Source organism: Agrobacterium sp. A3-95 (assembly GCF_053521785.1).
In genome coordinates, this window is the sequence record NZ_JBNWDR010000001.1 from 1,020,250 (window position 1) to 1,047,247 (window position 26,998).

A 26,998-nucleotide genomic window follows, 5' to 3' on the forward strand; every position below is an offset into this window, starting at 1 on the left:
TGCTCTAATAAACATCGCGCAGATAACGTTTTTCGCGCTTCAGCCGGTTTACATAGTCGCTTGCCGCTTCCGCAGAGATGCCCGCCTCGTCAATAACGATCTGGTGCAGGGCATCGTCAACATCCTTCGCCATGCGGGTCGCGTCGCCGCAAACATAAAAATGGCCGCCCTCTTCGAGCCATTGATAGAGTGCCTTGCCGTTTTGGCGCATACGGGTCTGAACATAGATCTTTTCGGCCTGATCCCTCGAGAAAGCGAGATCGAGACGGGTCAGCACGCCATCGCGACTCATCTTTCCAAGTTCGTCTTCGTAGATGAAATCCGACTGCCGGTGCTGATCGCCGAAAAACAGCCAGTTCCGGCCCTTTGCGCCCCGCGCCTGCCGTTCCTGCAAAAATGCCCGGAATGGCGCAATGCCCGTGCCGGGTCCCACCATGATAACAGGTGCGTCATTGTCCTGAGGCACGCGAAACGCCTTGTTCGGAGAGACGAAAATCCCGGCACTCTGCCCCGCTTCTACCCGGTCCGCGAGATAAGTGGAGCACACGCCGCCACGCTCGCGACCTTCGGCGCGATAACGCACGCTGGCGACTGTCAGATGAACGCTGTTGTGCGCGGCCAGAGGGCTGGAAGAGATAGAATAGGCGCGATGCTGTAACGGCTTCAGGAAAGTCACGAATTCAGCAAGGTCGAATACGGGTTTTTCACCGAGACTAAGCAGGTCGAGAATATCCTTGCTCCAGAGAAAGGCGGCAAGCTGTTCCCTGTCTCCATTCGCAAGGATGTAGCTGAGTTCATCGTGCCCTGCGCGCTTGCCGATCTCGGCGACCAGTTCACGCGACGGTGTCGATATCTCGAACATATTGAGAAGCGCATCGCCGACCGGACGGTCAAGTCCGGCGACTTCGCCATCCGCGCTCACTCCGAAGCGTTCGAGCAGCGCGCCTACCAGTTTCGGGTCGTTTAGGGGAACGACGCCCAGAGCATCCCCCGCCTCATAGTCGAGACCACTTTCGCCGAGATTAAATTCGTAGTGGCGAATTTCCTTGGACGAAGCAGGCCCGGAAAGAAGGCGATTGACGCTCACCTGCGCAGCATAGGGGTTCTTGCGGCTCCAGCCCTGTTTTGTCCGCGCGGGCGCCGCGGCGATCGCCGGCACAACCGCCGCCTTATTGCCACCATCGATGGCGAGCGCGAGTGGCAGGGTCTCGCCGATCCAGTTGGCTGCGACATCTTCGAAATCGATATCGCAATCGATACGCGTCTTCATCCGTTTGCCGCCAAGCTGCTCGAAGCGGGTATCGATGAGCTTGCCCGCCTGGCAGAAGCCATCGTAACCGGTGTCGCCAAGCGCAAGCACGGCAAAGTTCATCTCATCCAGCCGGGGTGCGGCCTCCCTGGAAAGGGCCTCCCAGAAAAGCTGGGCATTGTCAGGCATTTCACCTTCGCCGTAGGTGGAAGTGACGACAATGACGCGCTTCATGGCGCCCAGACTATCCATGGAAACATCATCCAAGGCCGTCACCACAGGCTGCATGCCCTGGGCACGGGCGGCGTCGGCTATATCCATCGCCAGCGCCTCGGCATTGCCGGTCTGGGTGCCGAAGAGAATGTTCAGCACGCTGGCCGCCGCCTTGGGAGCGGCAGCGGCAACCGATGTGTCCATACCCATTGCTGCGCGGGAATGAAGCCCGGCCAGGAAGCCGGATAGCCAGGCGCGCTGGTCGCCATTGAAAGGGGCATCTTGAGGAATGTAAGGTATCTTCATCATGCTGCCCTGTTCTGGCTGGATGCGGTGGCAAGGTCGGGAATGGCACGCGCCGCGAAAAGCTCCTCAAAGCCCGGCAGACGACCGATCTTCTCGATGTTTTTGCGGTTCTGCTGAATGATCCAGCCATAGGTGCCGGGGCTATCCACCGACCAGATGTTGCGGCGCGCGAGCGCCTGCTTGTAATCGTCGAGCCGCTTGGCGGCGATCATCACCGCAAGCTGCTCGTCATCATGATCGGAAAGCGCCTCGCGCGCATATTTCAGCAGCCGCTGCATCAGCGCATAGTCCTCCGTGAGGACGAGATTGCGCACGGCTTTTTCGATGGCGGGATCGGAAGGACCGGATGCCATCGGCAACCGTTGGAGGGCAATGGCCTGCGCCATGCTCAAAACCGTGTAGTTGTTGATGAGCGCATACATGTCTTCCGTATCCGTCTCACCATAACCAGGGACGGTTCCGTTCAACACGGCCTTGCGGTCGCGATAAGCCAGCTTGAACTTCCGCACCTGATGGGCGGCAAGCGCGGACGCCAGTTCCTCCAGCAGCTCCTTGCGGGGCTTGGCTTTCAGAATCTCGTCGCTGTCCTGATAAAGCAGCAGGGCGCGCGGCATGCCGTAGACGAAATTGTGCTGTTCGCTTTCCCAGTTTTGCAGAATCCATGCGGCCTTGGCGGACCCTGTTTCGTCGACATGCCAGGTCAAAAGCTGGTGAACGGCCTGATTGTGGATAGATGCCTGTTCGTCCTCGCCGGTGATGGAGCCGAGCATGATGGAATCATGGCTCACCTTCTTCGGCAGATCGCCGTAAGGGTCATATTGATAGACGAAGCCGCCGCTCATGCCGTTGCCGAAACCCTTGCCGAAACTGCCGAGGTTAAGCACAGCGCCATTGGTCATATATTCGCAGGCGAAGTCGCCCACACCTTCGACAACGGCTGTCGCACCCGAATTGCGCACCGCAAAACGGTCGCCCGCCTGCCCTTCCACGAAAGTGCGACCGCCGGTGGCGCCGAACAATGCAAAATTACCGACCAGCACATTGCCATCAGCATCTTGCGAACCGCCACCGGGGGAGCGCACTACAATGGTGCCGCCGCAGGCGCTTTTGCCGACGCCATCATTGCAGGTACCGGTATGGACCATGACCATGCCGTCATTGCAGAAAGCGCCGAAGGACTGCCCTGCTGAACCTGATGTGTCGATGCGCACCGAACCCGCCTCCAGAAAACGGCGACCACGGCTATCCCGCTTCACAGCCGGAAGCGCATCCGCCTCTTCGTCGGAAAGTTCGTGGTTCAGCATGCGCTCGATATCGACGGCGAGCTGGCCGCCAACACTCTTGTTGCAATTGTTGAGGAAGCGGTTGCCGCCAAGCTCGATGTTCTCCCGCTTGCTGTCGATCAGAGCCGAGCGCACGAGTTCGATGAAGGCATCGTCCAGCGCGAAGTCCTTTTCCATATAGACCGGGCTATCGATCTTCACTTCCTCCACCACCGAAAGCATCGCCCGCAGGTCAAGCTGGCCGACGCTCGCCGGGTGATCGAGGAGGTGAAGAAGATCGGAGCGGCCCCGAGCTTCGCGCAGCGAGCGCAGCCCGAGTGCGGCCAATATCTCGCGGGTTTCATGGGCGATGTTCATGAGATATTGCGCCAGCGCGCGTGGATCGCCGTTGAAGGCTTCCTGATTGGTGGTGAGGCCAGCGGGGCACTTGATGTTGCAGTTCTTCGCCATGACGCATTTCAGCATCATCAGCGCCGTGGTGCCGAATTCGAAGCTGTCGCCGCCGAGAAGGGCCGATTTCACCACGTCGCTCGCTGTCTGGTGCGCGCCGGAGCAGCGCAGCAGCACCTTGGCACGAAGGCCCGTGGCGCAAAGCGCCTGATGCACCTCGGCGATGCCGATTTCCGCCGCGCGGCCGGTATATTTGAGGCTGGTGACAGCGGCCGCACCCGTGCCACCGGTATTGCCGGCAACATTGATGACGTCCGCACCCGCTTTCGCAACACCGACTGCAATCGTGCCGATGCCTTCCGACGAAACGAGCTTGACGATGACGCGCACGCGCGCCGCCTTGGCGTCGTGGATAAGCTGGGCCAGATCCTCGATCGAATAGGTATCATGGTGCGGCGGCGGCGAAACCAGCTCGACGCCTGGGGTGCCGCCACGGGCCGCGGCTATTTCCACCGTTACCTTGGGGGACGGCAATTGCCCGCCCTCGCCGGGCTTTGCACCCTGGCCGATCTTGATCTCTATTTCCTCCAGCATCGGGTCGGCAAGATAACCCGCCCAGACACCAAAACGGCCAGACGCGAACTGCTTGATGCGCGAGGCGCGGATGGTACCGTAACGGGAAATATGCTCGCCGCCCTCCCCCGAATTCGACATGCCGCCAACCATATTGGTGCCATGCGCCACCGCCTCATGGGCGGCTGCGACCAGCGCGCCATGGCTCATCGCACCCGAAGCGAGGGTCTTGGTGATCTCACTCGCCTTTTGCACAGCGTCGAGCGCAATGCTGTCAGGTGCGGTGCGGATCAGCGACAGATAGGTGAATGCTTCACCCTTCGCCTGAACCAGAAGCGCGCCGCCCTCCAGCCAATGGCCGGCAATATCCTCACCGAAACGATCAAGCAGCGACTGACCGAGTGCGGCAAGCCGGGCAAGCTCATGACCGTGCGGCCCGGTCAATTCCAGCCGGAACGCGCCTTCGCCCGCACTTTCGCAGAGCAATCCGCGCACCATGAAGCTGTTGTTGCCACGTCTGGAAAAGCGCCCCATCTCGCGGCGGAATTCTTCGGCCGAACCGGCAAAGGTCACATCAGCCGGCAATTCCAGAACATCACGCAGGGCTGCCGGACGGCGTGCCCTTTCTTCGGCCATCATGCGTGCGAAGGCGCGGTAACCCGGCGTTACCTCGAAAGCGTCGATTGCCTCGGGCGTCAGCCGGTCGAAGCTGTTGTGATAATAGGCCGCATCGTTGAGGCCGAAAGCATCCTCCAGCCGGTTGAGCGGCAGGAGACGCAGCGCCTCTTCGTTGTCGGTTCCCTTGTCGAAACCGATCTTTTCCTCCGTCATATCGACGAAACCGCGAACCGCCGTCGTGCCATAGGAATGGCCAGCACCTTCGGCGCGCTCCTTGAAGAGACCGAGCAGCGGAATGTCGTTTTCACCCTTTACCGACAGCGCCTTGCGATGCCAGTCCACTACCGCCTGCGCGATGACAGCGAAGGTAACGCCACCGACCGGGGTCTTAACATTGGGGAAATAACGCTTCAGCACAGGATCGTTGGTGTCGAGGAAGTTCGGTTCGAAGAACTCGCCGCCAATATAGCTTTCCGCCGTGCACAGCCCGACCTTGCCCATGGTCTTCATCAGCGACTTTTCAGCCGCCTTGGCAAAACGCTTGAAGGCCTTGTCAGCATCGGCACCAAATTTCTCCTCGGCACGGAACTGCACGCCGAGTGGGTAGACAGCCGAAGCCCCGAAACCAAGGCCCGCTGCGATGTGATGCGAGGAGGAAAATTGCCCACTTTCAACGATCAGGGACACGCGTAGCCGCAGCCCCTCCTCGATCAGCCGCTGGTTGATGGCGGAGACGACCATGATCATAGGCAACGCCGCACGACCTGCCGAAACGTGCCGGTCAGTGACGACGGCAATACCGCCCTCCCCGGCCGCGAAAGCCACAACCTCACCGCAGAGGCCATCTATCGCCTGACGCAAGGCCGCTTCGTTGGCACTCGCAGCATCAAAGATCGGCGTATAAAGCATCTCGAAACGACGAACTGGCGTCTCCGACTGCTCGCGAATGCGCAGCATGTCGAGATGGGTCAGGATCGGGGAGTGCACGACAATCTGGCGGGCCGCTTTCGCACCGCTATTCGGCTTTGCGCCGAGCGCCACGCGCAGCGTCATGCCATCGGCCTCACGAATGCTGTCGAGCGGGGGGTTGGTGACCTGCGCAAAGCGTTGCGAGAAATATTTGGCAACCCCGCCTTCCTGATCGGAGAGCGCGTTGATGGCATTGCCATAACCCATGGCCGAGATTTTTTCAGCACCCGACGCCAGCATCGGATCCATCAGGAACTTGAAGCTTTCCTGATTGTGCGAATAGGCGACATAACGCTGATGCCGTTCCAGATCGCCATTGTATCGAAGCGGCGATCCCTGCTTTTCGGCGGGCACCTCCGGCAAATCCGCAAGCATGACGCGCGCTTCAGACAATAGCGACGGGTAGTCCCGCCGCGCCGCCAGAAGCTCCAGCGCCTCGACGGTGGAAAAGGCGCGCCGTTCGGCGTGGTCGTAATAAAGCATGCCGCCGGCCTCGATGCGGCCGCGACGAATGACGCTTTCGGCCGGAAAGGCGATCTGCCCCGCCTCCGACATGACGCAGAGATAATCGTCTGTCTCGACGGTCCGCAGCGGGCGCAGGCCGAGGCGATCAAGCCGTGCGCCGATGACGGTGCCGTCGCCGAAAATCAGCGCAGCCGGGCCGTCATTCTTCTCCTCGTAGAGCGAGAAATATTCCAGCATCGCCTTGACGCCGGGCGAGAGCGTGTCGTCGTTTTCCCAGGCGGGCGGCATCATCGAGACGACGGCGGTGACGAGGTCGAGACCGTCTTCCATCACCCGCGCCTGCAATGTCTGGTCCAGACGGCAGCTATCAGACTGGCCCTTCGGCCGGATGATGCTGGCATTTTTCGCCAGCGCCACGGCCGCTTCCGACAGCCGGTTCTTCTTGTCGGTGTTGAGTTCGCCATTATGCGCCATCAGCCTGAAGGGCTGCGCCATGGAGGGGTGCGGATCTGTATTGGTGGAAAACCGCGTGTGGAAATACATCGTATGCACTTCATGGCGCGGATCGGTCAGGTCGCAGAAATAGGGCATGACCTCATGCGAGTTCAAACGCCCTTTCAGAACCTGCGTGCGCGCGCTGAGCGACAGCGGATAAAAACCGGCAAGTTCCGGCGCGGTATAGGCAAGCGCCTCGATAGCGAGCAGCGCCTTGTGAATACGCCAGTCGAACTCGGCAAGGGTTGCGCATTCCGCTGGCGCCGAAAAGACCCATTGCCGGATCGGCAATTGATAGGAAATGGCGGCCGCGCGGATGGCCGCGTCATTCACCGGTACATTGCGGACCAGCAGGATCGAGAAGCCCTGTTCCTCCAGAGCACTGCCGATGATGCCGATCGCCTGGTCATGAAAAGCAGGGTTCTGCGGCAGGAAAAAATTGCCGACGCCGAACCGGCCGGCTTGCAAGGAATCGTTGCCCGTCAGCTTCCGGAAAAATGAGAGTGAAAGATCGAGCGACACGCCAGCACCATCACCCACGCCCTCCGCCGACATGCCGCCGCGATGCGGCACGGCACAGAGCGCCTCGTGACCGCGCTTCAGCACATCATGCGTCTGCACGCCGTCCTTGCGGGTGATGAAACCGACGCCACAGCTGCTTTTCTCAAAAGCCGCATCGTAAAGGCCGAATTTTTGCTCCGTCACGCTCAAGGTTCTCTCCTCTCGTTGCGCATTCCGCGCGGCATCGCCCTTTTCCCGAAACCCGGCGCGTCAGCCGGCACTCTGCGGGCGGAGCCGCAGGCGACCTGGCTGCTCCTCTTCTTTTCTGCTTATCGGCGTTTAATGGCGCGAACGGTCGTTTTGCGGCCGCCAAACGGCGTGGCGGCATTGGCCGCTTTCTCGCAAATAATGATCGTCATCGTTCGCATTGCGTTCCCTGATGGCCGGCATTTCCGGCAGTGAGACACATTGAATTACGTCAGTATTGCTTACATAATATTTCATGATGGGCCGAGTCAAGATTAAAATCGGTCCCACGCAATAAAAAAACAAAAACGCCGCGAAATCCGACAGGATTCCGCGGCGCGATGGCTGCAGAGATGTTTATATTGCCCTGTTCACTCCGAGGGCATGTCCAGCGTTCGGCTGAACCACAGTGCGACCAGTGTACAGACTGCACCCGACATCAGGTAAATGCCGACCGCAAACAGTCCGAATTTGGACGAAAATCCGAGCGCCACGAGCGGTGCAAAACCAGCGCCGATCAGCCAGGAAATATCCGAGGTGAGCGAAGCGCCGGTATAACGGTATTCGCGGCTGAAGCGGGAGGCGAGCGCACCGCCCGCCTGGCCGAAGGACAGGCCAAGCAATGCAAAGCCGACCAAGACGAAAAGATAACGCCCTATATCGCCCGAACTCAGCAGGAGCGGTGCCACGAGGCTGAAAAGACCGATCAGCACTGCGGCGAAAGCCAGCAGCTTCCGCCGGCCGATTTTGTCGGCGAGAATACCAGACACGACGATCATGCCGCCGGCGATGATGGCGCTGACGAATTGCACGAACAGAAAGTCCGAAACCCGCTGGGTGGTATTGAGGGAAACCCAGCTCAGCGGGAAGACTGTGACAAGATGGAAGAGCGCGAAGCTTGCCAGCGGCACAAAAGCGCCCGTCAGCACGACCGGAAACTGCGAGCGCAGCATCTTGAACACGGGGCGCGGCTCCAGCTCATGCTGTGCCAGCATGGACTGGAATTCCGGCGTGACAATCATGCGCAGGCGGGCAAAGAGCGCGAGAACATTGAGCGCCAGTGCAACGAAGAACGGGAAACGCCAGCCCCAGGCCAAGAATTCCGCGCTGGAGAGCTGCGTCACGAACACGATGAAGAATGCGCTGGCAAGACCAAAGCCCATCGCCGCACCAATTTGCGGCATCATGGCGTACCAGCCGCGCTGCTTAGGCGGTGCGTTCATGGCGAGGAGCGAGACAAGACCATCCCAGGCACCGCCAAGACCAAGTCCCTGACCGATACGGAATACCGCCAGAAGACAGGGGGCAAGCATGCCGGCTTCCGCATAGGACGGAAGAAAGCTGATCGCCATGGTGGAACCGCAAAGCGTGAACAGGGCCGCCATCAGCTTGACGGCACGCCCGAACTTTCGGTCGATCTGGAGGAAGATCAATGAACCGATCGGCCTTGCGATGAAGGCCAGCGAGAAGACCGCAAAGGAATAAAGCGTCGCCGTCAGCGGATCGACGAAGGAAAAGAAGACATGCGGAAAAACGAGCGCGGAGGCGATGGCGTAGATGAAAAAGTCGAAAAACTCCGTCATTCTCGCAAGAATGACAGCAATTGTAATGCGATCCGGATCGACCTTGACCGGATCGGTCCCATGTCCCTTCGCTTCCGGCGCCTGCCCAAAAGATGGAGCAGCATCAGTATAACTCATAATATCCCTCCTGCGTCATGGACGAACCATTTCCTGTAACGCGCCGGCTCCTCTTCCTTAGCGTCACGATGCGACGGATTGTCACACGCACCCTACGTAACGTCAATTGAAGTTTGATAAGAAAGGCTTGCTCCGCAAGCTCCCTATGCGATAATGCAGCCGCTCCGCCTTCAAACGCGGCTCCGCTAAGCCTATGGTGCATCGCGAAGGTTTCGCTGCACCGCGACAATATACCTCATTTCAAAAATGATGTTCGGCAATTAATCGCGGCATAATCCAAACTGTACGAGTTCAAAGAACGTGCGCATGATCAAGAAAATCACATCTGCCCTTCTGGCAATCCCCGCACTGCTGCTGCTTAGCGGCTGTAACCTCGTGGTGATGAACCCTTCGGGCGACGTCGCCATCCAGCAGCGCGACCTCATCATCACGTCCACGGTTCTGATGCTGCTCATCATCGTCCCGGTTATCGCCCTGACGCTGTTCTTCGCATGGAAGTATCGCGAATCGGCGAAGGCCGAGGATTACGATCCCGAATGGCATCACTCGACGCGCCTTGAAATGGTGATCTGGTCCGCCCCGGTCGCCATCATCCTGATGCTAGGCACGGTGACCTGGATTTCCACCCACCGTCTCGACCCCTACCGCCCGCTGGAGCGTATCGACGAAAACCGTCAGGTTACCGCCGAAACCAAGCCGCTTACGGTGGAAGTGGTGGCCATGGACTGGAAGTGGCTGTTCTTCTACCCCGAGCTCGGCATTGGCAGCGTCAATGAATTTGCAGCTCCGGTCGATGTTCCGATCAACTTCAAGATCACCGGCACGACCGCGATGAATTCGTTCTTCGTTCCCGCACTCGCCGGCCAGATCTACGCCATGGGTGGCATGCAGACCAAGCTACACGCGGTCATCAACAAGGAAGGCGTTTATGACGGCTTCTCGGCCAACTTCTCCGGCCCTGGCTTCTCGCATATGCGCTTCAAGTTCCATGGTCTCAGCCAACAGGGCTTCGATCAGTGGGTTGCGAAGATCAAGGATGGCGGCAAAGGCTTCGGTCGCCAGGAATATCTCGACTTTGCCAAGCCTTCGGAACGTGAGCCGGTGCAATATTTCGCCTCCGTCGATCCGCAGCTTTACGATGCCATCCTCAACCGCTGCGTCGAGCCCAACAAGCTCTGCATGCGTGACATGATGCATATCGACGCCAAGGGCGGCGGCGGCAAGGAAGGCATCGATATCGCCAAGGCGCTGAACTCCGTCGTCTGTACACCGCTTTCACCTTACGGTGTCGCCAGCGGACCCCAATCCACTCCGGCTGCGATCGAAGGACAGACTTTCGAACCCGCGGCGCTGCCGGAAACGAAACAAGTCGCTGGCTGACGGATAAGTCCCGGCATTATGCGGCGCGGCCAATGGCTGCGCCGATCTTATGTCTTAGAATCGCAAGAGGCTAAAAATGATCGTCAATTCCGATCAAACGTCATTCCTGTTCGGGAAGCTGACATGGGAGTCCATCCCGCTTCACGAGCCCATTCTCGTCGCGACCTTCGCGGCAGTGGCTCTGGGCGGCATCGCCGTCGTCGGCGCCCTCACCTATTTCCGGCTGTGGGGTTATCTCTGGAATGAATGGTTCACGAGCATCGATCACAAGAAGATCGGTATCATGTACATCATTCTGGCACTCGTCATGCTGCTGCGCGGTTTCGCAGATGCCATCATGATGCGCGTCCAGCAGGCGATCGCCTCGGGCGGATCGGAAGGCTATCTTCCGCCGCACCATTACGACCAGATTTTCACGGCCCATGGCGTCATCATGATCTTCTTCATGGCCATGCCGATGATCACCGGTCTCATGAACTTCGTCGTGCCGCTGCAAATCGGCGCCCGCGACGTTTCGTTCCCCTTCCTCAACAACTTCTCGTTCTGGATGACCACGGCCGGCGCCGTCATCACCATGATCTCGCTGTTCATCGGTGAATATGCGCAGACTGGCTGGCTTGCCTATCCGCCGCTTTCCGGCATTGATGGAAGTCCGGGCGTGGGTGTGGATTATTACATCTGGGGTCTGCAGATCGCCGGTGTGGGCACGACGCTCTCGGGTATCAACCTGATCGTCACGATCATCAAGATGCGCGCACCTGGCATGACCATGATGCGCCTGCCGATCTTCGTCTGGACGTCGCTGTGTTCGAACATCCTGATCGTGGCATCCTTCCCGATCCTCACCGGCACGCTCGCCCTTCTGACCCTTGACCGTTATGTTGGTACGAATTTCTTCACCAACGATCTCGGCGGCAACCCGATGATGTATGTCAACCTCATCTGGATCTGGGGCCATCCCGAAGTTTACATCCTGGTGCTGCCGGCCTTCGGCGTCTTCTCGGAAATCGTCTCGACCTTCTCCAACAAGCGTCTTTTCGGTTACGCCTCGATGGTCTATGCGACCGGTGTCATCACCATCCTCGCCTACATCGTTTGGCTGCACCACTTCTTCACCATGGGTTCCGGCGCAAGCGTCAACGCTTTCTTCGGCATCACCACGATGATCATATCGATCCCGACCGGTGCGAAGATCTTCAACTGGCTCTTCACCATGTACAAGGGCCGCATCAAGTTCGACGTTCCGATGCTGTGGACGATCGGTTTCATGATCACTTTCGTCATCGGCGGCATGACCGGCGTTCTTCTCGCTGTTCCGCCGGCGGACTTCGTGCTTCACAACTCGCTGTTCCTCATCGCCCACTTCCACAACACCATCATCGGTGGCGTGGTGTTCGGTGTGCTTGCGGGTATCGTTTACTGGTTCCCGAAGGCCTTCGGCTACCGCCTGGATCCGTTCTGGGGCAAGCTGTCCTTCTGGTTCTGGTTCATCGGCTTCTACTTCGCCTTCATGCCGCTCTACATTCTCGGCCTGATGGGTGTGACCCGCCGTATCAGCCAGTTCGAGGACAATTCGCTCCAGATCTGGTTCGTGATCGCAGCCTTCGGCGCTTTCCTGATCGCGCTCGGCATCGCTTCCTTCGTCATCCAGCTCATCGTCAGCTTCTTGAAGCGCGATCAGCTCCGTGACGTGACCGGCGATCCCTATCATGGGCGTACGCTGGAGTGGTCGACCTCGTCGCCTCCGCCTGCCTACAACTTCGCTTTCACGCCGGTTGTGCATGACGTCGACGCCTGGGCGGATATGAAGAAGCGCGGTTACGACCGTCCCAAGGAAGGCTTCATACCGATCCATATGCCGAAGAACACCGGTGCGGGCGTAATCATCAGCGCCATCAGCGTCGTGCTTGGCTTTGCCTTGGTGTGGCACATCTGGTGGCTGGCGGCTCTGTCCATGCTCGCCATCATTGCGGTCTCGATCGCCCATACCTTCAACTACAACCGCGAATACTACATTCCTGCCTCCGATGTTTCGACAGTCGAGGCGGAACGTACGAAGCTGCTTGCGGAACAGGCGTAACGAATATGGCTCATACACCTGCACAAAGCGCCGCGGGCGCGGAAACACCGGTCTTCTACCTCAAGGAAGACCACCATCCGGAGAACGGCACCTCGCTGGGCTTCTGGCTCTATCTGATGAGCGACTGCCTCATCTTCGCAACGCTGTTTGCCACCTATGCCGTTGTCGGCCGCAACTATGCGGCCGGCCCTTCGGGCGCAGATCTGTTCGATCTGAAGCTTGTGGCGATCAACACCGCCTTCCTGCTTTTCTCTTCCATCACCTATGGCTTCGCCATGCTGGAAATGGAAAAGCAGAAGGTGAAGACGACGCTAATCTGGCTCGGCATCACCGGTCTCTTCGGTCTCGCCTTCCTCGCCGTGGAACTTTACGAGTTCCATCACCTGATCGAAGAAGGTGCAGGTCCACAGCGTTCAGCGTTCCTTTCCGCCTTCTTCGCGCTGGTTGGTACGCACGGTCTGCACGTCACCTTCGGCGTGATCTGGCTCGTCACACTGATGTTCCAGGTCGCAAAGCATGGTCTGATCGCCGCAAACAAGCGTCGCCTGATGTGCCTGTCGATGTTCTGGCACTTCCTTGACGTCATCTGGATCGGCGTCTTCTCCTTCGTTTATCTCATGGGAGTTCTTTGATGAGTTCCGAAGCACACGCACACCACGACGCGCATGGCGACGACCATCATCACCATGATGGCGCCAGCCACGGCACGTTCAAAAGCTACATGATCGGCTTCGTCCTGTCGGTCATCCTGACGGCGATCCCGTTCTGGCTGGTCATGGGCGACGTTCTTGAAAACAAGACGCTGCTGGTCATCGCGATCATGGGTCTCGGCGTCATCCAGATCTTCGTGCACATGATCTACTTCCTGCACATGGACACCAAATCCGAAGGCGGCTGGACCTTCATGGCGCTGATCTTCACCGTCGTGGTGCTGCTGATCACGCTCTCCGGCTCACTCTGGGTCATGTACAACATGAACAAGAACATGATGCCGCTGCACATCGAGGATGTGAAAAACCTGCCCTGAGCAGCCATAGATCAACGGCCTGCCGGATTTCCGGCGGGCCGCTTTCTGCGCCAGCACACGCCCGCCGCAGCGCATAACCCCATGAATCGTCGGCGCGATTTATGGGGTTATTTGCTGGAAGACCCGGCTGCCGACAGCCGACAGCCGACAGTGTTGCCGCAGCAAACCGCATGGCCTTGCAAGGACTGTGAAACCATGACCGATCCGTCGACAACCGCCCCGCACACGCGACGCATCCGCCCCGCAGCAATCGTCGTCCTGCTTCTGACTATTGTACTGACAGGCTTCCTGCTGGCGCTTGGAACATGGCAGGTTCAACGCCTCTTCTGGAAGCTCGATCTCATCGAACGCGTCGAAGCTCGCGCCCATGCCGCACCTGTGGATGCACCGGCAGCCAGCGAATGGCCGGCCCTTGCAGACCCCGCGCACTATGAATATCGCCGCGTGAAACTGTCCGGCACCTTCCTCAACGACAAGGAGGTCCAGGTCTATACGGTCAGCGATCTCGGCCCCGGCTACTGGGTGATGACGCCGCTGAGACGCGATGACGGCTCGAATATCATCGTCAATCGCGGCTTCGTGCCTTCCGACAAACGCGATCCATCCTCGCGCCGGGAAGGGGAGCCAACCGGGCAGGTCGAGATCGTCGGGCTGATGCGCGCGTCAGAAACCGGCGGGCTTTTCCTTCGAACCAACGATCCGGCAAATCGGCGCTGGTACTCCCGCAATATCCCGCAGATATCGCAGGCATCCGGCCTTTCCGGCGTGGCGCCCTTTTATGTCGATGCCGATGCGACGCCCAATCCGGGTGGCCTACCGGTCGGCGGCAAGACCATGCTCACCTTCCCCAACAACCACCTGTCCTACGCCATCACATGGTACATTCTGGCGGCCATGGTAATTGCCGCTGGATGGTACGTGCTGCGCAATCTCAACGCGCCGAAATCGAAACGGGAAGAGGATTGAACAGCCGGTTTTACCGGATGGTTCATAAAATCACTTCCTTCTTCACGTTTTGCTGATCTATAACGACAGTTCGGCCTGACATTGCCCGTCGGCGCATTTTCGTTTCGGTGAGTTATGGCAAGAGCATTTCTTCTCGTTCTGGATTCCTTCGGTGTCGGCGGTGCGCCTGACGCGGAGCATTATGGCGACCTCGGCGCCAATACGCTCGGTCATATCGCCGAATTCTGCGCGGCAGGTGCTGCCGACAGGCCGGGCCTTCGGGCGGGTCCGCTGAAGCTGCCCAACATGTCTTCGCTTGGTCTTCTGGAGATTGCACGACAATCAAGCGGCGACATTCCCGCCGGCATGGAGCCGCCGGAGCGTATTTTCGGCCTGCATGGCTCTGCCAGCGAAATATCGAAGGGCAAGGATACGCCCTCAGGCCATTGGGAGATCGCGGGCACGCCCGTCACCTTCGACTGGGGCTACTTCCCGACAGAGGGCGACGCCTTTTCTCCCGAACTGGTGGAAGCCATCTGCACGCAAGCGGATATTCCAGGCATTCTCGGCAATTGCCACGCTTCCGGCACCGAGATCATCGCGACGTTTGGCGAAGAGCATATCAGGAGCGGCAAGCCGATCTGCTACACCTCATCCGATTCCGTGTTCCAGATCGCCGCGCACGAGACCCATTTCGGATTGCAGCGGCTCGTCACGCTCTGCGAGACGGTGCGAAAGCTGCTCGATCCGCTGAATATCGGCCGTGTCATTGCCCGTCCCTTCATCGGCGAGACGGTCGCAACCTTCGAACGCACCGGCAACCGCCGCGATTTCTCCGTTCCGCCGCCCGAACCGACGTTGCTCGACCGCCTTGTGGAGGCTGGCAGGAAAGTGCACGCGATCGGCAAGATCGGCGATATCTATGCCCACAAGGGTGTCTCGCGCGTCATCAAGGCAAATGGCAACAGCGCCCTGATGGATGCAACGCTGCACGCTATTGACGAAGCCGAAAACGGCGATCTTGTCTTCACCAATTTCGTCGATTTCGACATGCTCTACGGCCATCGACGCGATGTTGCCGGTTATGCGGCGGCGCTTGAAGCCTTCGATGCGCGCATTCCGGAAATCCATCGCAAAATGGCGCCGGGCGACATCGCCATTCTTACCGCTGACCATGGTTGCGATCCCACATGGCGGGGCACGGACCATACACGGGAAAGAGTGCCGATCATGGCATTCGGGCCGGGCATCCGCTCCCGCGATGTCGGCATTCGTTCAAGCTACGCCGACATCGGCGAGAGCATCGCCCACCATCTAGGTATCGAGGCCGGTTCGCACGGCAGGAGCTTCATTTGACATCGCATTTGCTGAAAGCGGAAATTCACTGCCACCTGGAAGGTGCGGCACCCCCTGCCCTCGTCGCAAAACAGGCTGAGAAATACGGCATAGACACCAGTAGCTTTCTGCGCGACGGCCAGTACGTCTGGTCGGATTTTGCGCAATTCATCCAGTGCTACGATGCGGTGGCGCAGGTGTTCAAGACCGATGAGGACTATGCGGTTCTGACGCAAACCTATCTGACCGAACTTGCCGAGGCCAATACGATCTATAGCGAGCTCATCATCTCGCCCGATCATGGCGACCGCATCGGGCTCGGCGCTGACGCCTATCTCTCCGGTATCGCCGAGGGCATCCGGATCGCGAAAGAAAAGACCGGTATCGAAACCCGCATCATCGTGACCGGCGAGCGGCATTTCGGTCCTGAACGGGTCATCGCGGCGGCTGAATATGCAGCACGGACGAAACATCCGCTGGTGACCGGTTTCAACATGGCGGGCGAGGAGCGCATGGGCCGCGTCGCCGATTACGCACGCGCCTTCGACATTGCCCGCGATGCCGGCCTTGGGCTGACCATCCATGCGGGTGAGGTCTGCGGACCGGAAAGCGTCGTCGATGCGCTCGATCTCGTAAAGCCGTCGCGCATCGGCCATGGCGTGCGCGCCATCGAAGACGCCGCTCTCGTCGATCGGCTGGTTGAGGCGGGAACAGTGCTTGAGGTCTGCCCCGGATCAAATATCGCGCTCAACGTTTATCCCGATTTCGGCAGCCATCCGCTGAGGGCGTTGCGCGATGCCGGGGTGCGCGTCTGCATCAGTTCCGACGATCCGCCATTCTTCTTTACCTCGCTTGCCCGGGAATATGCGCTGGCTGCGGATGCTTTCGGTTTCAGCGATGCCGAGATTAACCGCATGACCCGAACCGCACTGGAAAGCGCCTTTGTGGATGAAGTCACACGCGCCCGGCTGCTTGCGAAACTCGATAGCCACTAGGCATCGGTTGGCGGGGTAAAACCGCGAAGAAGGCTTGCGAAAAGCCTGCTTTCGGTGAATTACAGGGGCACAGGATAAAAAAGGAAGGCCAGTTTCATGGACGGCGTCACAGTCATCGAACATCCGCTGGTGCGGCACAAACTTACCATCATGCGCAAGAAGGAAACCTCGACAGCCGGCTTCCGCCGCCTGCTCAGGGAAATCTCGACGCTGCTCTGCTATGAAGTGACGCGCGACCTTGAAATGACGATGGAAACCATCGATACGCCGCTCGAAACCATCGAGGCTCCGGTGCTGGAGGGCAAGAAGCTGGTTTTCGCCTCCATCCTGCGTGCCGGCAACGGCCTTCTGGAAGGCATGCTCGAGCTCGTGCCTTCGGCGCGTGTTGCGCATATCGGCGTGTATCGCGATCACGATACGCTGGAGGCGGTCGAATATTACTTCAAGGCTCCCGAAAGCCTCGATGCCCGCCTGATCATCGTCGTCGATCCAATGCTGGCGACCGGCAATTCCTCCATCGCTGCGGTTGAAAAGCTGAAGGAGCGGGGCGCGAAGAACATCCGCTTCCTGTGTCTGCTGGCTGCACCCGAAGGCATCAAGAATTTCCGTGAAGCGCATCCCGATGTGCCGATCTATACTGCCGCAATCGACAAGCAGCTGAATGAAAAGGGTTACATCGTTCCCGGCCTCGGCGATGCGGGCGACCGCATGTACGGCACGAAATAACACCGTTCATCATCGCTTAACCGTTTGAGCCATTCGCCGACCAACAAGCGGCGAATGGCTTTTTCTTTTAAGATTTCAGCACGTTTTGCGTCTATTCTGCATAGGGATAACCCTGCCTTCTCAGGAGCGACGACTTGCTGGCGCGTACGATTTTTCTGCTTATCGGTCTTTCGGTCAGCGCCACGCAGATTCCGGCGCTGGTGGAAAAATTTCAGCCGCGCCCGGAAGCCAAGGTGGAAAAAGCCGAAGTCAAATCGGAAGCCGTCAAACCGGAGCCCGTTTCGCTTGGTGGCGTCAATCTGAAAGCGGACGCACGCGGCCACTTCAACGCCGCTTTCCGTATCAACGGCAAATCTTTCGACGGGCTTGTCGATACCGGCGCCTCCATGGTTGCCATCAATGAGACGATCGCCCGGCGGCTCGGTTTCGGCGTCAACAGCCTCGATTTCAAATATCCGATCTCAACCGCCAACGGCCAGACCATGGCGGCCTATCTGAAGCTCGACCGGGTGGAAATCGGCACGATCCGCGTTCAGAATGTCGACGCCATGGTGCTGAAAGATAATGCGTTGAGCAACATGCTTGTTGGCATGAGCTTCCTGAAACAACTATCGTCATTCAAGGTATCGGGTGGCGAAATGAGGCTGGTCAGGTAATTCGCTCGAGGACCACAGTGCTGGTTTCCATCGCAGTGTCAGCAACCCCATAGCAGGCCGTAATCCTTTTGACGGCAAGTTCCGCTTCTTGCTTAGAGGCCGCATGGACGCAGGCGATTGGTTCGCCTTTTTCCACTTTTGTGCCGAGCGGCAGGATATCTGAAATCCCGACCGAAGGGTCGATCTTGTCTGACGGTATTCTTCTGCCGCCGCCAAGCTCGACAACGACCATGCCGAGATCGCGCGTCGCACAGGATGCCAGCCAGCCGCTGCGCTCAGCCGAAACCGGGAGAATGACCGGCGCCGATGGCAGGTAACGCGATGGCTGATCGACAAAGTCCGCAGGCCCGCCAAGTGCTGCGACCATTTTCGCAAAGACTTCCATGGCACGCCCGGAGGAAAGGGCGGCCTCAGCCAGCGCCTCGCCTTCATCCAGAGTGGCCGCGCTGCCCGCTTGCACCAGCATTTCCGCAGCAAAGGCAAGAACCACCTTTTCGAGACGTGTTCCCGCCTTGCGGCCAGCCAGAAAGTCCAGGCAATTGACGATTTCGACCGCATTGCCTGCGGCATCGCCAAGCGGCTGGTTCATGTCGGTTATAAGAGCCGTCGTCGGCAGGCCTGCGCCATTTGCCACATCGACCAGCGCGACGGCGAGATTACGGGCATCCTCCACACTCTGCATGAAAGCGCCGTTGCCGACCTTCACATCCAGAACCAGCGTCTGAAGTCCGGCCGCAAGCTTCTTAGACAGAATGGAGGCGGTGATCAACGGGATGGAATCCACCGTCGCAGTCACGTCCCTGATAGCATAGAGGCGCTTGTCTGCGGGGGCGAGATCGCCCGTCTGGCCGATGATGGCACAGCCGACCGTCTTGACCGTCCGGCGGAACAGGGCTTCGTCCGGCATCACATCGTAACCGGGGATCGCTTCCAGCTTGTCGAGCGTGCCGCCGGTATGGCCAAGACCCCTGCCGGAAATCATCGGCACCGCAAGACCGCAGGCGGCAACGATCGGGGCGAGCATCAGGGAGACATTGTCGCCGACGCCGCCGGTCGAGTGCTTGTCCGCCACCGGCCTGCCAATATCGTTCCAGGACAGGACATCACCGCTGTCGCGCATGGCGAGTGTCAGCGCCACCATCTCGTCGCGGTTCATACCCCGGAAAAACACCGCCATGGCAAAAGCAGCGGCCTGGCCTTCCGATATGCCGTCCTTGGACAGCGCCTCGATAAAAGCGGCAATCTCCTGCGGCGCAAGAGACAGGCCATCACGTTTGCGGCGGATGATTTCCTGCGGGATCAAGCTCAATACCCGCTGGCGGCCTTGGCCGGTTCGCCGCCGGCCAGCACGTTCAGGACATCATCGAGAACGCCGGAAGCGCCGAAGCGGAACGTGGACGGCATGGCCCAGTCGGGCGCCATGATTGTTTCCGCCAGCCGCAGATAAAGCGTGGCGTCTTCCACCGTGCCGACACCGCCGGCAGGCTTGAAGCCCACCTTCTGCCTGCTGTCGCGGATCGCCTGCAACATGATATCGGCGGCTTCCAGCGTGGCGTTGATGGCGACCTTACCTGTTGAGGTCTTGATGAAATCGGCCCCTTCGGCAATGGCGAGTTCGGAAGCACGACGAATGAGAGCCTTGTCCTTCAGCTCGCCGGTTTCGAGAATGACCTTGAGAAGAACGGGTGCGACGCAGACCTTGCGTACGGCAGCCACCATCTCGGAAACAGCCGTTTCATCGCCTGCTATGAACTTACGATAGGGGATGACCAGATCGATTTCGTCGGCACCGTCGCGGATAGCCGCCTCGGTCTCCGCCACCACGGTCGCAACATCCAGATCGCCCGAAGGAAAATTGACGACCGTGGCGATACGGATCGTATGGTCTTTTCCGAAAGCGGCACGCGCTTGGGCGACGAAACGCGGCCAGATGCAGATCGCGGCGGTATTGCCGTATTCGGTATGAGCCCTCTGGCACAAAGCAGCAATCTGCTCGGGCGTGCAGTCTTCCTTGAGGTTGGTCAGGTCCAGCAAGGATAGTGTCAGGGCAGCCGCTTCGCGCGGACGCTGGAGTTCCATGGTCACGCTCCTCCTGCGATCATTTCTTTCAAGATGGCGGCAAGCCTCTTGCCGCCTACCGGAGCCATGTCCTTGGTTTCCTCATGGCTCAGTTCAGCGCCAGTCATGCCGGCACCGTAATTGGTAATAACCGATGCGGCGGCAACGCGCATCCCGAAAAAGCGGGCGAGGATGACTTCCGGCACGGTGGACATGCCGACGGCATCCGCACCCAGCAGCCGCGCCATGCGGATTTCCGCCGGCGTTTCGAAGCTCGGGCCGGAAAACCACATATAGACGCCGCCGAACAAGGGCACCGTCGCGCGGATCGCGGCATTACGCATCGCGAGCATCAGGTCCGGATCATAAGCCGTGGTCATGCCGACGAAGCGGTTGTCGCTCTCTTCGCCAATCAGCGGGTTCATGCCGGAATAATTGATATGATCGGTGATCTGCATGACCGAGCCGGGCGGTATGTCCTGCCTGACCGAGCCTGCAGAATTGGTGAGGATGAGCGACTGCACGCCAAGACCGGCGAGCGCCTCAATGACCGCGCGCATAGCGGCCGGATCGCCTTTTTCGTAATAGTGCACCCGGCCGGACAGCATCATCACCGGCTCGCCACCGAGATATCCGGCCACCAACTCGCCCGCATGGCCAGAAACGCCGCTTGCAGGGAAACCGGGAAGTTCGGTGTAGGGCACGCGGATCGCATCGCTGACCTCGTCCACCAGCGACCCCAGGCCTGAGCCCAGCACGATGGCGATGCGCGGCATCAGGCCATTCAGACGCTCCACCAGAATATCGATCAGCGTATCCGGCATCAGGGCAGCTCGGTCTTGAAGCTGAAGGGCAAAAGTTCATCCATGGTCATGACCTTCTGAACACCGGTTTCGTCACAGAGATAGACCTTGGTGTCTGGCGAGGCGAATTCGGCGATCTTCTGCCGGCAGCCGCCGCAGGGCGGGCAAAGAGCAAGCTTTTCCGCGATGACGGCGATCTCGCTTATCTTCTTTGCTCCACCCATGATCATGGCGCTGATGGCCGAAGGCTCGGCGCACCAGCCTTGAGGGAAGGAGAGGTTCTCGATATTGGCGCCCTTGTAGATCTTACCGTCTTCAGCGCGGATTGCCGCACCGACAGGGAATTTCGAATAGGGCGCATGGGCAAAGGCCATGGCCTCCACCGCTGCCTCGAACAACTGATGGGACATTGGTTCACGGGACATGGATTTAACGCTCCTTCGCATAGGCAACGCCACCGGCCTTGGGGGGCTTGGCGACGCCGATGAAACCGGCAAGCAGGATGCAGGTCAGAATATAGGGCATGGCCTGGAAAATCTGCACCGGCACTTCACCGATACCCGGCACGGATTTGCCCTGCATGAAGTTGGCGAAAGCATCCAGGAAACCGAAGAGCAGGCATGCGAACATGACCGGCACCGGCTTCCATTTCGCGAAGATCAGCGCGGCGAGTGCGATATAGCCCTTACCGGCCGACATGTTTGCGATGAAGGCCGCCGATTGCGCAACGGCTAGATAGGCGCCCGAAAAACCGCAGAGGAAGCCGGCAACGATGACGGCGCGGTAACGCATCCATGTCACCGAAATGCCCGCCGTATCGACCGCGCCCGGATTTTCACCCACCGCGCGCAGGCGAAGGCCGAAACGGGTACGGTAAAGCACCCACCAGGACAGCGGCACCGCCAGAAAGGCGAGATAGGTCAGGATATTGTTGCCGGAAATGACATTGGCGTAGAGCGGGCCGATGAAAGGCACTTCGCGCATCGCATCCGCACCAGGCAGGATGATCGGTGCGAAACGGCCTTCGCCCGGCAATTGCGGCGTGCGCCCGCCCTGCCCGAACCACGCCTGCCCCAGAACCACCGTCAGACCGGCGGCAATGAAGTTGAGCGCCACGCCCGACACGATCTGGTTGCCGCGATTTGTGATGACGGCAAAGCCGTGGATCAGCGAAAACAGGATGGAGACGGCAATGCCCGCAAGCAGGCCGGCCCAGGGATTTGCGGTGAGATAGGCGACACAAGCCGAAGCAAAGGCTGCCGCCAGCATCTTGCCTTCAAGGCCGATATCGAACACGCCCGCGCGTTCGGAAAACAGCCCGGCAAGCGCCGTGAACAGAAGCGGGATGGTGAGACGGACGGTCGAGCCGAGAATGCTGACCAGCATATCGAAGAAATCCATATCAGCTCACCCCTTTGCCAAGCGCTGGTAGATGCGGACGATCGCCGGCCGGTACATATATTCGAGCGCGCCGGCAAACAGGATAACCAGACCCTGGATGACGACGATCATCTCACGGGTAATATTCGGCATCTCGAAAGAGAGGTCTGCACCACCCTGATAGAGAATGCCGAACAGCAGCGCCGAAAACAGGATGCCGAGCGGGTGGCTTCGCCCCATCAGAGACACGGCGATGCCGACGAAACCCGCACCGCCGACAAATTCCACCTGCAAGCGGGCGGAAGCCCCCATGACCGGGTTCAGCGCCATCATACCTGCCAGACCGCCGGAAATGAGCATGGCAATGATGACGGTGCGCGCATAGGGAATGCCGGCATAGACGGCGGCCGAGGGGCTGACGCCGAGCGTGCGCATCTCATAACCGAGCTTGGTGCGCCAGATCAGCACCCAGACGAGAAAACACATGACCAGTGCGATGATGAAGGAGACGTTGAACGGCGCCGGCCCGAGCTTCAGGCCGAACAGCGCCATCAGCCAGTCGAGCTTCGGCAATTGCCCACCCGGCAGAAAGGTGCGCGTTTCCGGCGCCATCTTGCCCGGCACGATCAGCACGTTCACCAGCAGATAGACCATCAACGCCGCAGCGATGAAGTTGAACATGATGGTGGTTATGACGACGTGGCTACCGCGTTTTGCCTGCAGCCATGCCGGAATAAACGCCCAGGCCGCGCCGAAAACCGCAGCGCCGATGATGGCGAAGGGCATCGTCACATACCACGGCACATAACGGTCGAGCGCCAGCGCCACCAACGCCGCGCCCAATCCACCAATATAGGCCTGGCCTTCAGAACCGATGTTGAACAGACCGGCATGGAAGGCGACCGCCACAGATAGGCCGGTGAAGATGAAACTCGTCGTATAAAACAGCGTGAAGCCGATGGCATCGCCACGGCCTAGCGCCCCTTCGATGAGCAGGCGAAGCGCCGCGAGCGGATTTTCACCGATCGACCAGACGACGAGGCCGGAAATCAGAAATGCGGTAACTACATTTAAAAACGGCAGGAGGCCGTAGGTGATCCAGTTTGGCAGGGGTACGGAAGCGGTGCTCATTCATGCCTCATGCGGCGATGCCGGCCATCATCAGGCCCAGCGTCTGTTCTTCGGCTTCCGCCGTTTTTTCTCCAACGACACGCCCGGCGAACATGACCATGATCCGGTCCGAAAGGGAACGGATTTCATCGAGTTCGACCGAAACCAGCAAGATCGCCTTGCCGGCATCGCGCATTTCGATGATGCGGCGATGGATGAATTCGATGGCGCCGATATCCACACCGCGGGTCGGCTGGCCGATGATCAGCATCTTGGGGTCACGCTCGATTTCGCGGGCAACGACGATCTTCTGCTGGTTGCCGCCGGAAAAATTGGCGGTCTTCAGCTGCGGGTTCGGCGGGCGAATATCGTATTTCTCGATCTTTTCGACCGCATCCTTGCGGATGGCCTCGGGGTTGAGGAAAGGGCCTTTGCCGTATCGCTCGTCATGGTGATAGCCGAGGATGGAATTTTCATATTCCTCGAATTTCAGCACCAGCCCCATATGGTGCCGGTCTTCCGGAATATGTGCGAGACCGAGTTCGCGCAGAATGGACGGATCGGGTCGGTCAACCTTCTGCCCGGCCACCCATATTTCTCCCGAGTAAGGCTTGCGGATGCCCGCGATCGCTTCAAGAAGTTCGGACTGGCCATTGCCGGCCACACCGGCGATGCCGACGATTTCGCCGGCGCGGACATCCAGCGAGACATCGTCCACCATGGTAACGCCGCGGCTGTCCTTGACGGTCAGATTACGGATGGAAAGGAGAACCTCGCCCGGCGTCGTCTCGCCTTTTTCCACCCGCAGCAGCACGCGACGGCCGACCATCAGTTCGGCCAGTTCCTCAACGCTGGTTTCGGAGGTTTTGCGGGTCGCTACCATTTCGCCGCGGCGCATGACGGAGACGGAATCCGTGATCGCCATGATCTCGCGCAGCTTGTGGGTGATGAGGATGACGGTTTTGCCCTGCTCACGCAGGACACCGAGGATCTTGAAAAGATGATCGGCTTCCGCAGGCGTGAGAACGCCGGTCGGCTCATCGAGGATCAGGATTTCGGCGCCACGATACATGGCTTTCAGGATTTCGACGCGCTGTTGCAGGCCGACCGGCAGTTCTTCGATCACAGCATCCGGATCGACTTCCAGCCCGTAGTCGTCTTCAAGGCGCTTCAACTCCTTGCGCGCAGCCGCCCTGCCCTTGGCAAGCGATGCGCCGCCTTCCGCGCCCAGCATGACGTTTTCCAGCACGGTGAAATTTTCCACCAGCATGAAATGCTGATGCACCATGCCGATGCCAGCACTGATCGCAGCCTGGCTATCGCGGATCGATACCGGCGCGCCGTTTACCCGGATTTCACCGGCATCTGCCTGGTAAAAACCGTAGAGGATCGACATCAGGGTCGATTTTCCGGCACCGTTTTCCCCGATGATGCCGTGGATCGTACCCTTGGCAACGGTCAGGTTGATATTCTTATTGGCGTGAACGGCACCGAATTTTTTATCGATACCCACGAGTTCGATTGCTGGGTCCATACTCAAACCGAAACCTCTCCGAAGGCTGGATATGAAAAGGGCGCAAGGTGAAAAATCACCATGCGCCCCAGACACATATCATATCATTTCGGGCAGGAATTGTCCGCCATATAGTCATGAACCTTGATGGTGCCGGCAATGATGTCGGCCTTCGCCTTGTCCACGGCGGCGGTCATTTCCGGCGTGATCAGGGCCTTGTTGTTGTCATCGAGAGCATAGGCAACGCCGTCCTCCTTGACGCCGAGAGCAACGATGCCGGGGGTGAACTTGTCGTCCTTGGCATCCTTGTAGGCGTTGTAGACGGCCAGATCGACGCGCTTGACCATCGAGGTCAGAACCGAGCCGGGGTGCAGGTGGTTCTGGTTGGAATCGACGCCGATCGAGAATTTCTTGTTGTCGGCAGCGGTCTGCAACACGCCGATACCGGTCGCACCAGCTGCCGCGTAGATCACGTCAGCGCCCTGGTCGATCTGGTTCTTGGTCAGTTCGCCACCGCGCACCGGATCGTTCCAGGCCGCACCCGTGGTGCCGGTCATGTTCTGGAAGACTTCGATCTTGTCGTTGGCAGCCTTGGCGCCCTGCGCATAACCACAGGCGAATTTACGGATCAGCGGAATATCCATGCCGCCGATGAAGCCGACCTTACCGGTCTTGGAGGCCATGCCTGCCAGAAGACCGACGAGATAAGAGCCTTCGTGCTCCTTGTAGACGACCGAGCGGACATTCGGCAGCTCGACGACGGAATCGACGATGACGAACTTGGTGTCAGGGAATTCGGCTGCAACCTTTTCCATGGCCGACGTCCAGGCGAAGGACACGGCAACAACCGGGTTAAAGCCCTTGCTGGCGAAGTTGCGGATAGCCTGCTCACCCTGCGTATCGCTGGTCGGTTCAAAATCGCGGAACTCGATGCCCGTTTCTGCCTTGAACTTTTCAGCGCCAGCCGCGGCGGCTTCGTTGAACGACTTGTCGAACTTGCCGCCCGTACCATAAACCAATGCCGGCTTGATATCGGCAGCAAGCGCGGAAGCCGACATGGCGGCGAGCGCAAAAAGCGTCAGAAGGGATTTTTTCATTGTGCAGCCCTGTTGTTGCAATTGATATTTTAAGGGTCCTCCCGCAAACCCGTTGACCGGGAATGTCTGCGGAACCGCCAGCCGTTATCCCGGCTGTGCTTGGCTCATATCCTTGCATGGCTCAATGAAAAATTCATCCGGTTTTTTTGACCCGGTGGAAAAACTTTATTCTGGCGTTTTTTTGGTCTTTCCACCTGGGCAACGTGCAAAAAATCTAGTCGATATTGCAGCTTACGCCGGTTCCCCTGAGCCCGCAGTAGCCGCCCGGATTCTTGGCAAGATATTGCTGGTGATAGTCTTCCGCGTAATAAAATGTTTCAAGCGGTCCAATTTCGGTGGTGATGGCGCGGCCATGCCCCGCCTCGTCCAAAGCCTGCTGAAAAGCGTCGTGCGCCTTCTGCGCCTGCTGCAACTGGCCTTCGGTATTAGCATAGATGGCGGAACGATAGGTCGTGCCGACGTCGTTGCCCTGCCGCATCCCTTGCGTCGGATCATGCTCCTCGAAGAATATCTTAAGCAGGCCTGACAGCGAGATGACGGCCGGATCGTAGACGACCTTGACCACTTCGGCGTGGCCCGTCTGGCCCGTCGTCGTCTCCTGATAGGTGGGATTGCGGGTAAAACCGCCAGCATAACCCACCGCCGTCACCCACACACCCGGCGTCTGCCAGAACAGGCGCTCCGCACCCCAGAAGCAACCCATACCCAGATAGATGATTTCCAAACCATCGGGATAAGGCCCCTTCAAGGGCCGGCCATTGACGAAATGGGTCTCGGGCACGGCAAGCGCCTCTTCCCGGCCGGGCAAAGCCGTCTCTTCGGTCGGCATCGTCGTCTTTTTTGAAAGCGTATCGAACAGGAACATTCGGTCCTCCGTGCGGCCGA

At 59.1% G+C, this 26,998-nt stretch carries 21 protein-coding genes and 1 pseudogene; 9 read left to right on the forward strand and 13 right to left on the reverse strand.

Annotated elements, in window-relative coordinates; all coding sequences use genetic code 11:
- Window positions 1-4 precede the first annotated feature (4 nt).
- The 3 genes from ACQZ5Y_RS05120 to ACQZ5Y_RS05130 all read right to left on the reverse strand — a co-directional run bounded on the left by ACQZ5Y_RS05120 (window position 5) and on the right by ACQZ5Y_RS05130 (window position 9,008).
- Window positions 5-1,771: a sulfite reductase subunit alpha gene (locus ACQZ5Y_RS05120; protein ID WP_174049106.1), complete on the reverse strand. Its 1,767-nt coding sequence runs from the start codon at window positions 1,769-1,771 to the stop codon at window positions 5-7.
- Window positions 1,768-7,272 carry a glutamate synthase-related protein gene (locus ACQZ5Y_RS05125; RefSeq protein WP_174049105.1) on the reverse strand — a complete coding sequence of 1,835 codons (5,505 nt, stop codon included), beginning with the start codon at window positions 7,270-7,272 and terminating at the stop codon, window positions 1,768-1,770. The genes ACQZ5Y_RS05120 and ACQZ5Y_RS05125 overlap by 4 nt, the downstream gene beginning before the upstream one ends.
- Window positions 7,273-7,679: 407 nt before the next feature.
- Complete coding sequence (locus ACQZ5Y_RS05130; protein WP_003514422.1) at window positions 7,680-9,008, reverse strand: MFS transporter; 1,329 nt, start codon at window positions 9,006-9,008, stop codon at window positions 7,680-7,682.
- A 306-nt stretch (window positions 9,009-9,314) separates the two neighbouring features.
- Between ACQZ5Y_RS05130 and cyoA the strand changes: the two genes are divergently transcribed.
- The 4 genes from cyoA (at window position 9,315) to cyoD (ending at window position 13,495) form a co-directional block, all read left to right on the forward strand.
- Window positions 9,315-10,388, forward strand: coding sequence for a ubiquinol oxidase subunit II (gene cyoA / locus ACQZ5Y_RS05135; RefSeq protein WP_003514421.1), 1,074 nt, complete (start codon window positions 9,315-9,317; stop codon window positions 10,386-10,388).
- Between the two features lie 76 nt (window positions 10,389-10,464).
- Window positions 10,465-12,468 carry a cytochrome o ubiquinol oxidase subunit I gene (cyoB, locus tag ACQZ5Y_RS05140; protein ID WP_112496500.1) on the forward strand — a complete coding sequence of 668 codons (2,004 nt, stop codon included), beginning with the start codon at window positions 10,465-10,467 and terminating at the stop codon, window positions 12,466-12,468.
- A gap of 5 nt (window positions 12,469-12,473) precedes the next feature.
- The gene (cyoC, locus tag ACQZ5Y_RS05145; RefSeq protein ID WP_003514417.1) at window positions 12,474-13,100 is read left to right on the forward strand and encodes a cytochrome o ubiquinol oxidase subunit III; all 627 of its coding nucleotides are present in this window, start codon (window positions 12,474-12,476) and stop codon (window positions 13,098-13,100) included.
- The gene (cyoD, locus tag ACQZ5Y_RS05150) at window positions 13,100-13,495 is read left to right on the forward strand and encodes a cytochrome o ubiquinol oxidase subunit IV (RefSeq protein ID WP_003514416.1); all 396 of its coding nucleotides are present in this window, start codon (window positions 13,100-13,102) and stop codon (window positions 13,493-13,495) included. Before cyoC ends, cyoD begins: the two co-directional genes overlap by 1 nt.
- An 11-nt stretch (window positions 13,496-13,506) precedes the next feature.
- On the opposite strand, the pseudogene ACQZ5Y_RS05155 reads toward cyoD, so the two are convergent.
- Window positions 13,507-13,593: pseudogene (locus ACQZ5Y_RS05155) on the reverse strand (twin-arginine translocation signal domain-containing protein); the annotation flags it as partial.
- 97 nt (window positions 13,594-13,690) lie between these two features.
- Between ACQZ5Y_RS05155 and ACQZ5Y_RS05160 the strand changes: the two are divergent.
- The 5 genes from ACQZ5Y_RS05160 to ACQZ5Y_RS05180 all read left to right on the forward strand — a co-directional run bounded on the left by ACQZ5Y_RS05160 (window position 13,691) and on the right by ACQZ5Y_RS05180 (window position 18,152).
- Window positions 13,691-14,461: an SURF1 family protein gene (locus ACQZ5Y_RS05160; RefSeq protein WP_112752279.1), complete on the forward strand. Its 771-nt coding sequence runs from the start codon at window positions 13,691-13,693 to the stop codon at window positions 14,459-14,461.
- Between the two features lie 114 nt (window positions 14,462-14,575).
- Window positions 14,576-15,796, forward strand: coding sequence for a phosphopentomutase (locus tag ACQZ5Y_RS05165; protein ID WP_025592070.1), 1,221 nt, complete (start codon window positions 14,576-14,578; stop codon window positions 15,794-15,796).
- Window positions 15,793-16,770, forward strand: coding sequence for an adenosine deaminase (locus tag ACQZ5Y_RS05170; RefSeq protein ID WP_038489391.1), 978 nt, complete (start codon window positions 15,793-15,795; stop codon window positions 16,768-16,770). The genes ACQZ5Y_RS05165 and ACQZ5Y_RS05170 overlap by 4 nt, the downstream gene beginning before the upstream one ends.
- 96 nt (window positions 16,771-16,866) lie before the next feature.
- Entirely contained in the window at window positions 16,867-17,496 is a 630-nt protein-coding gene (gene upp / locus ACQZ5Y_RS05175; protein WP_003493096.1) for a uracil phosphoribosyltransferase, read from the forward strand.
- A gap of 134 nt (window positions 17,497-17,630) precedes the next feature.
- Window positions 17,631-18,152 carry a TIGR02281 family clan AA aspartic protease gene (locus tag ACQZ5Y_RS05180; protein ID WP_013635250.1) on the forward strand — a complete coding sequence of 174 codons (522 nt, stop codon included), beginning with the start codon at window positions 17,631-17,633 and terminating at the stop codon, window positions 18,150-18,152.
- Here the strand turns inward: ACQZ5Y_RS05180 and deoA are convergent.
- The 9 genes from deoA to msrA all read right to left on the reverse strand — a co-directional run bounded on the left by deoA (window position 18,145) and on the right by msrA (window position 26,978).
- The gene (deoA, locus tag ACQZ5Y_RS05185; RefSeq protein ID WP_174049104.1) at window positions 18,145-19,461 is read right to left on the reverse strand and encodes a thymidine phosphorylase; all 1,317 of its coding nucleotides are present in this window, start codon (window positions 19,459-19,461) and stop codon (window positions 18,145-18,147) included. The genes ACQZ5Y_RS05180 and deoA overlap by 8 nt on opposite strands.
- The gene (deoC, locus tag ACQZ5Y_RS05190; protein ID WP_173992244.1) at window positions 19,458-20,231 is read right to left on the reverse strand and encodes a deoxyribose-phosphate aldolase; all 774 of its coding nucleotides are present in this window, start codon (window positions 20,229-20,231) and stop codon (window positions 19,458-19,460) included. The genes deoA and deoC overlap by 4 nt, the downstream gene beginning before the upstream one ends.
- Before the next feature lie 2 nt (window positions 20,232-20,233).
- A complete protein-coding gene (locus ACQZ5Y_RS05195) occupies window positions 20,234-21,034 on the reverse strand; it encodes a purine-nucleoside phosphorylase (protein ID WP_013635248.1) in 801 nt (266 codons plus the stop codon).
- Entirely contained in the window at window positions 21,034-21,423 is a 390-nt protein-coding gene (locus tag ACQZ5Y_RS05200) for a cytidine deaminase (protein ID WP_019564546.1), read from the reverse strand. Before ACQZ5Y_RS05200 ends, ACQZ5Y_RS05195 begins: the two co-directional genes overlap by 1 nt.
- Before the next feature lie 19 nt (window positions 21,424-21,442).
- The gene (locus ACQZ5Y_RS05205; protein ID WP_003514401.1) at window positions 21,443-22,414 is read right to left on the reverse strand and encodes an ABC transporter permease; all 972 of its coding nucleotides are present in this window, start codon (window positions 22,412-22,414) and stop codon (window positions 21,443-21,445) included.
- 6 nt (window positions 22,415-22,420) lie between these two features.
- Window positions 22,421-23,524 (reverse strand): ABC transporter permease, encoded by a 1,104-nt coding sequence (locus tag ACQZ5Y_RS05210; protein ID WP_003514397.1) that lies wholly within the window; start codon window positions 23,522-23,524, stop codon window positions 22,421-22,423.
- Window positions 23,525-23,531: 7 nt separating this feature from the next.
- On the reverse strand, window positions 23,532-25,037 hold the full coding sequence (locus tag ACQZ5Y_RS05215; RefSeq protein WP_003514394.1) for an ABC transporter ATP-binding protein: 1,506 nt from the start codon (window positions 25,035-25,037) through the stop codon (window positions 23,532-23,534).
- A gap of 83 nt (window positions 25,038-25,120) precedes the next feature.
- Entirely contained in the window at window positions 25,121-26,113 is a 993-nt protein-coding gene (locus ACQZ5Y_RS05220) for a BMP family lipoprotein (protein WP_003514392.1), read from the reverse strand.
- A 214-nt stretch (window positions 26,114-26,327) separates the two neighbouring features.
- Complete coding sequence (gene msrA, locus ACQZ5Y_RS05225) at window positions 26,328-26,978, reverse strand: peptide-methionine (S)-S-oxide reductase MsrA (protein WP_019564547.1); 651 nt, start codon at window positions 26,976-26,978, stop codon at window positions 26,328-26,330.
- Window positions 26,979-26,998 lie beyond the last annotated feature (20 nt).